Genomic DNA, 6,593 nt, shown 5'->3' with positions numbered 1-6,593 from the left:
AGCGACAAGGCGTGCCGCAGCGCCGCGCCGACCACGACGGAGGCGGGCGTGCCGCCGATCTTGAGGGAGCGCAGGAGCGCTGCGGTCTCGGCCGTCCGGCCCGTGAAGGCCGCGTCCACGGCCTGGTCCATTCCGACATCCCCGGCGTCGGCGATGACGGCGGCGACGTCGTCCGGCTCGATCCGGCCCTGGTCCATCGCATAGAGGCAGAGCTTGCGGACCTCTTCGCGCGCCGCCATCCGGTCGCCCGCGAGGTGGGCGACGAGCAGGGCGCGGGCCTCCGGCGCGATCGACAATCCCGCGGCGCGCATCTCGTCGTCGATCAGGCGGTCCCGGCCGGCGGCCTCGTCCGGGTAGCAGGGCAGGGCCGCCCCGCGCGGGCTCTTCTCGAACAGCGCCCTCAGCGGCGCGCTCTTCTTCAGGTCGCCGGCCTCCAGGATGGTCAGCGATTCCGGGGCGGGGCCGTTGAGGAGCCCGTCGACGGCCGCCGTGATAGCGCGGCCGCCGGCGCGGACGCGGATGACGCGCTTGCCGCCGAACAGGGCGATGGTGCGGGCTTCGTCGGCGAGGCGGCCCGGATCGGAGGCGAGCTCGTCGCCCTCCAGCCGGATCAGTCCGAAAGGATCGTCGGAGCCCTCGAGCGCCCTGGCCGCGAGACGCTCGGCGCGCTCGGCCACCAGTCCGGCGTCCGGCCCGTAGAGCAGCACGGCGAACACGTCAGGCTGCGGCCGGGCCAGGAAGGCGTCGACCGCGGAGGCTTTGATGGCGACCATGGCCGGACCGTGCGGTCGCGGCGATCGAGCGTCAAGCCGCCATCAGCCGACCAGCGCGCGGATCGGCACCACGGCACCGTCGCTCTCGATCGTCATGTCGAGCTCGCCGGCCTCATTGCGGAAGACGCGGTAGCCGATCTCCTCCGCCACCTCGTTGTCGGGGCGAAAGGTCAGCACCGTGGGCTGCGCCGCGATCACGTCGTCGACCGCGCCATAGGTCGCGGAGGCGATGATCACCTCATCGCCGATCTGGCAGGTGCGCGCCGCCGCGCCGTTCAGGATGCAGCAGCGCGAGCCGGCGACGCCGTAGAGCACATAGGTCGAGATCCGCGCGCCAGAGTTCTTGTTCCAGATCTCGACGAACTCCAGCGGGTCCAGTCCCGCCCGCCGGCAGATCTCCGGGTCGAGCGTGATCGAGCCATGATAGTTCAGGTCGGCCCCGGTGACCCGCAGGCCGTGCAGCTTGGCGCGGACGAAGCGCTGCATCAGGCCGCAGCCGCGGATTTCGACGCCTGGTAAGCCTCGACCACGTCCTCCACGGTGCGCAGCCCCGCCCGCGGCGCGTTGACCAGCACGGCCATGTTGCCGGGCGCGTGCTGGTTCTTCCACATCTTGGTGTGCGCGGCCGGGATGTCCTGGAACGAGAACACCTCGGACATGCAGGGGTCGACCCTCTGCTCGAGCACGAACCTGTTGGCCGCGGAGGCCTGCTTCAGATGGGCGAAGTGCGAGCCCTGGATGCGCTTCTGCCGCATCCAGACATAGCGGGCGTCGAAGGTGATGTTGTAGCCGGTGGTGCCGGCGCAGAACACCACCATGCCGCCGCGCTTCACCACCAGGCAGGAGACCGGGAAGGTCGACTCGCCCGGATGCTCGAACACCATGTCGACGTCGACGCCCTTGCCGGTGATCTCCCAGATCGCCTTGCCAAAGGCGCGGGCGTTCTTCACCCACACATTGTATTCGGGGCTGTTGACCTTGGGCATCTGGCCCCAGCAGTCGAAATCCTTGCGGTTGATCACGCCCTTGGCGCCGAGGCTCATGACGTAGTCGCGCTTGGACTCGTCCGAGATGACGCCGATCGCGTTGCCGCCCGAGGCCGCGATCAGCTGCACCGCGAACACGCCGAGGCCGCCCGAGGCGCCCCACACCAGCACGTTGTCGTTCGGCTTCAACGCGTGCGGCGCGTGCCCGAACAGCATCCGGTAGGCGGTGGCGAGCGTCAGCGTGTAGCAGGCCGCCTCCTCCCAGGTGAGGTGCTTGGGCCGCTCCATCAACTGGCGCGACTGCACCCGGCAGAACTGCGCGAAGGAGCCGTCCGGCGTCTCGTAGCCCCAGATCCGCTGGGAGTTGGAGAACATCGGGTCGCCGCCGTTGCACTCCTCGTCGTCGCCGTCATCCTGGTTGCAGTGGATGACGACCTCGTCGCCGACCTTCCAGCGCTTCACCTTGCCGCCGACCGCCCACACTATCCCGGAGGCGTCCGAGCCGCCGATGTGGAAGGGCGATCCATGCCGGTCGATCGGCGAGATCGGCTCGCCGAGCGACGCCCAGACATGGTTGTAGTTGACGCCGGCCGCCATCACGTAGACCAGCACGTCCTCGTCGCCGAGCGGCCAGGTCGGCACCACCTCGAGTTCGTTCGCGCTTTCCGGCGGGCCATGGCGCTCCTTGCGGACCACCCAGGCGTGCATGTTCGCGGGCACGTGGCCGAGCGGCGGCATCTCGCCGAGGTCGTAGAGGTCTTTGCGCTCGGCGGACGCGGTCATGCGCTGCTCTCCGTCAGGGGGCGATGTGCAAGGCAATATGCTTCGCCGGGAGGCCCGCGCAATGCGACCATAGCCGGGCGCCGCGCTGCGGCATGGTCGCCGGAGCTCGCCGCCTTATCTCCAGGCGCGGAGCCGGGATAGGCCGGGCTCCGCGGACATTGAGGCGCACATGGAACCCTTCGCAGGCTTCGGCATCATCGCGATCCTGATCATCGGCGGCATCGCGGGCTGGCTCGCGGGCCTGATCGTCCGCGGCTACGGCCTCGGCATCATCGGCAACATCGCCGTCGGCGTCGTCGGCGCCTTCATCGGCGCCTGGCTGCTCGGACGGCTCGGCATCTTCGTCGGCAACGGCATTTTGGGGGCGATCGTCGGCGCCACCATCGGCGCGGTCGTGCTGCTGTTGATCATCGGCCTGTTCCGACGGGCCTAGGGCTCGCCGGCGGCCGCCTTCTCTCCCTCCTCACGCGCAGCGTGGGGAGGGTGACCCCTCGCGCAGCGAAGGGGCGGGTGGGGCCTTCGGGCGTAGCGCTCTGTCCTCATACCACCCCACCCGGCCGGGCTTCGCCCGTCCACCCTCCCCTCTGCGAGGGAGGGACAGAGCGCCCTTCGTCCGAGCCGCGCCGCCTCTTCTCCCTCCTCGCGGCGCAGCCGTGGGGAGGGTGGACGCGCGAAAGCGCGGCCGGGTGGGGTCTTCGGACGTCGAGCTCTGGCCTCCGGACGCGCGCGATCCGCCGGGTCGCACGGCGGTCACGTGAAACCGGTTCAAACAGCGACAGTGGAAGGCGCGGAGCGCCGGGCCACCGTGGTTTTACGCGTATTTTGCCGGTCGCCCGGCGCTCCACGCGCGGCGGCTTGTCATCAGCTGGCGGAAGCCGCGCTCCGGTCGCGGGCGGCCCGTAGCCCCGTGAGGGGTCGGTCCCTTTGCGGATTTCGGACCTCCCGCTTCGAAGGAAACGCCGAGAACCCAAAACCCATCCCGCGCCTTAAGGCGCTCGACGGCGCGGCCCCGTCCTAGTGCGGGGCGGGCGGCCTGTAATCCCGACGAGACGCAAACGTCTCGCAGGGCCCGCAGCCGACGTCCCGGACCGCGAGCTCCGGTGCTCGCGGGCGCAGGCGCCGCTCCTCCCCCGCATGGCCGGCCGGTCCGGACACGCCTTCCTGTCGGAGAAGGACAGCAGGAGTGGAGCACGGGCAAGGCTGGATGTCAAGGAATAAAAGCCTAGGCTTATTCCTTCTCCCTCCTCACGCGAAGCGTGGGGAGGGTGGCCCTTCGCGCAAGCGAAGGGGCGGGTGGGGGCTTCGGGCATAGCGCTCTGTCCTGAGAGCACCCCACCCGGCCGGCTGCGCCGTCCACCCTCCCCTCTGCGAGGGAGGGAAAGACCGCCCTTCGTCCGAGGCGCGTCGCCTCTTCTCCCTCCTCGCGGCGAAGCCGTGGGGAGGGTGGCCCTTCGCGCAAGCGAAGGGTCGGGTGGGGTCTTCGGGCGTAGCGCTCTGTCCTGAGAACACCCCACCCGGCCGGGCTCGGCCCGTCCACCCTCCGCGTCTCGTGAGGGAGGGAAAGGGCGCCCCTTAGTCCAAGCCGCGGCGGCCGGAAGGCTCAGGTGCGCTCGTCGATCAGCCGTGCGATCGCGGCGCGAAGCTCCGGGACGCCGGTTCCCTCGCGGCTCGACGTCGCCAGCACCACCGGGAAGGCGGCGGGGCGGCGGATGAGGGCGGCGGCGGTCTGCTCGATCCGCTCCGCCTGCTCGGGGAGCTTCAGCTGGTCGAGCTTGGTGAGCACGATCTGGTAGGACGTCGCGGCCTGGTCGAGCAGGTCGAGCGCGTCGCGGTCGACCTCTTTCAGTCCGTGCCGGGAGTCGATCAGCACGAACACCCGCGCGAGGCTCGCGCGGCCGCGCAGATAGGACTTCACCAGATAGGTCCAGGCGCGCACCTGCTCGACGGGGGCCTGGGCGTAGCCATAGCCCGGCATGTCGACCATGTAGGCGCGCCCGCCGAGGTCGAAATAGTTGAGCTGCTGCGTGCGGCCCGGCGTGTTCGAGGTCTTGGCGAGCGTCTTGCGGCCGGTGAGCGCATTGACGAGGCTCGACTTGCCGACATTGGAGCGGCCCGCGAAGGCGATCTCCGGCCGGTCCATCTCGGGCAACTGCGCGAGCTTCGCCGCGCCCATCACGAAATCGCAGCGGCCGGCGAACAGCTTTCGGCCGATCTCCGGATAGGGGTCTTCGGGGATTTCGATCTCGTCGGCCATGGACGGCTCTCCTTTCCGGCTGCGCGGCCGGAACCTGCGCCGTCGTCCTCCGGCCTGACCGGAGGACCCGCTCCTGGCGTCGGGCTCGACGTCGAACATGAATGGTCCGGCCTGCGGCCGGACCATGACGAAGCAGGACTGTCCCGGATCCGCCTGCGCGGCGGTCCGGGACGACGGCGCGCCGCGCCTAGGTCTTCGTGGCGTCCGCCGGCTTCTTCCGGAACGCGTCCCGGATGTTGCCGAACAGGTCCACCTTCACGCCCTGGCGCTTCATGATGATGGACTGCTGGATGATCGACAGCGTGTTGTTCCACGACCAGTAGATCACCAGACCCGCCGGGAACGACGCCAGCAGGAAGGTGAAGAACACCGGCATCCAGGTGAACACGATCTGCTGGGCCGGGTCCGCCGGCGCGGGGTTGAGCCGCATCTGCAGGAACATCGTCACGCCCATGATCAGCGGCCAGATGCCGATCATCAGGAAGTGCGGCGGGTCCCAGGGGATCAGGCCGAACAGGTTGAACAGCGTGGTGGGATCGGGCGCCGCCAGGTCGTGGATCCAGCCGAAGAACGGCGCATGCCGCATCTCGATGGTGATGAACAGCACCTTGTAGAGCGAGAAGAACACCGGGATCTGCACCAGCACCGGCAGGCAGCCCGCCAGCGGATTGATCTTCTCGCGCTTGTAGAGCTCCATCAGCTCCTGTTGCTGCTTCGCCCGGTCGTCCTTGTACTGCTCGCGGAGCCGCTGCATCTCGGGCTGCACAAGCTTCATCTTCGACATCGAGACGTAGGACTTGTTGGCGAGCGGGAAGAACAGCAGCTTCACGATCACCGTCACGATCAGGATCGAGACGCCGAAATTGCCCACGAGCTTGTAGAAGAAATCGAGCGCGTAGAACATCGGCCGGGTCATGAAGTGGAACCAGCCCCAGTCGATCAGCAGCTCGAAGCGCTCGACGCCGCCTTCCCTCTCGTAGCGGTCCAGCACCGAGACCTGCTTGGCGCCGGCGAACAGCCGGTTCGAGGTCTCGGCGGTCGCGCCGGGCGCGAGCGTGACGGGCTCGAGCAGATAGTCGGTCTGGTAGGCCTTTCCGCCCTCGGTGGTGGCGGCGAAGCGGCCCGCATAGGGCTTGTCCTGCGGCGGGATCAGCGCCGAGGCCCAGTACTTGTCCGTGATGCCGAGCCAGCCGCCGGTCACCTTGAAGGTGCGGGCGCCCTCGGAGACCTTCTTGTAGGACAGCTCCTGCAGCCCCTCGTCGCCCAGGAAGCCGATCAGGCCTTCATGCAGGATGTAGTAGCCCTCGACGTGCGGCTCGCCGCGTCGCGAGATCAGCGCGTAGGGGTAAAGGGTCTGGGCCGCGGCGCCGGCGTTCGACACCGTGTCCTTGACCGTGAACATGTAGTCGTCGTCGAGCGAGATCGTGCGCCGGAACGTCAGGCCCTCGCCATTATCCCAGCTCAGCACCACGGGCGTGGTGGAGGTGAGCGCGCCGGTCGTCTCGGCCTTCCACTCGGTCTGGCCGTCCGGCAGCTTCACCGTGCCGCCCGGAGCGTTCACGAAGCCGAACTCGGCGTAATAGGGCTGCGGGCTGCCGAGCGGCGCGAACAGCACGATCTCGGGGCTCTTGGGGTTGACGGTCTCGCGATAGTCCTTGAGCGAAACGTCGTCGATCCGGGCGCCGGTGAGCGCGATCGAGCCGTTCAGGCGCTCGCTGTCGATCGCCACCCGGACGCCCTGCTTGAGGACGTCGGCGCGGGAGCGGGGCGCGGCTGCGGTCGCGGGGGCGGACGGCG

At 69.1% G+C, this 6,593-nt stretch carries 6 protein-coding genes; 1 reads left to right on the top strand and 5 read right to left on the bottom strand.

Translation table 11 applies throughout. From position 1 onward, the window contains the following. From holA to ccrA, 3 genes are all read right to left on the bottom strand, one after another. Positions 1-773: DNA polymerase III subunit delta (gene holA, locus ACIKT0_RS11015; protein ID WP_407105390.1), on the bottom strand; the 773-nt coding region annotated here is incomplete at its 3' end. Between the two features lie 42 nt (positions 774-815). Further along, positions 816-1,259, bottom strand: coding sequence for an aspartate 1-decarboxylase (locus ACIKT0_RS11010; protein WP_407105389.1), 444 nt, complete (start codon positions 1,257-1,259; stop codon positions 816-818). Then, positions 1,259-2,542: a crotonyl-CoA carboxylase/reductase gene (gene ccrA / locus ACIKT0_RS11005; RefSeq protein WP_407105388.1), complete on the bottom strand. Its 1,284-nt coding sequence runs from the start codon at positions 2,540-2,542 to the stop codon at positions 1,259-1,261. The genes ACIKT0_RS11010 and ccrA overlap by 1 nt, the downstream gene beginning before the upstream one ends. A 169-nt stretch (positions 2,543-2,711) precedes the next feature. Here ccrA and ACIKT0_RS11000 point away from each other — a divergent pair, with 169 nt between their 5' ends. After that, entirely contained in the window at positions 2,712-2,975 is a 264-nt protein-coding gene (locus ACIKT0_RS11000; protein ID WP_407105387.1) for a GlsB/YeaQ/YmgE family stress response membrane protein, read from the top strand. Positions 2,976-4,142: 1,167 nt separating this feature from the next. On the opposite strand, the gene yihA is transcribed toward ACIKT0_RS11000, so the two are convergent. After that, the gene (gene yihA, locus ACIKT0_RS10995) at positions 4,143-4,796 is read right to left on the bottom strand and encodes a ribosome biogenesis GTP-binding protein YihA/YsxC (RefSeq protein WP_407105386.1); all 654 of its coding nucleotides are present in this window, start codon (positions 4,794-4,796) and stop codon (positions 4,143-4,145) included. Between the two features lie 187 nt (positions 4,797-4,983). Continuing rightward, on the bottom strand, positions 4,984-6,593 hold a 1,610-nt coding region (gene yidC, locus ACIKT0_RS10990; RefSeq protein ID WP_407105385.1), incomplete at its 5' end, for a membrane protein insertase YidC.

The sequence above is a fragment of the Hansschlegelia beijingensis genome, from assembly GCF_045505405.1.
In the GTDB taxonomy this organism is placed as follows: domain Bacteria; phylum Pseudomonadota; class Alphaproteobacteria; order Rhizobiales; family Methylopilaceae; genus Methylopila; species Methylopila beijingensis_A.
Note: the sequence above shows the minus strand (reverse complement) of the source record. Positions and strands in the feature narration are given on the sequence as shown.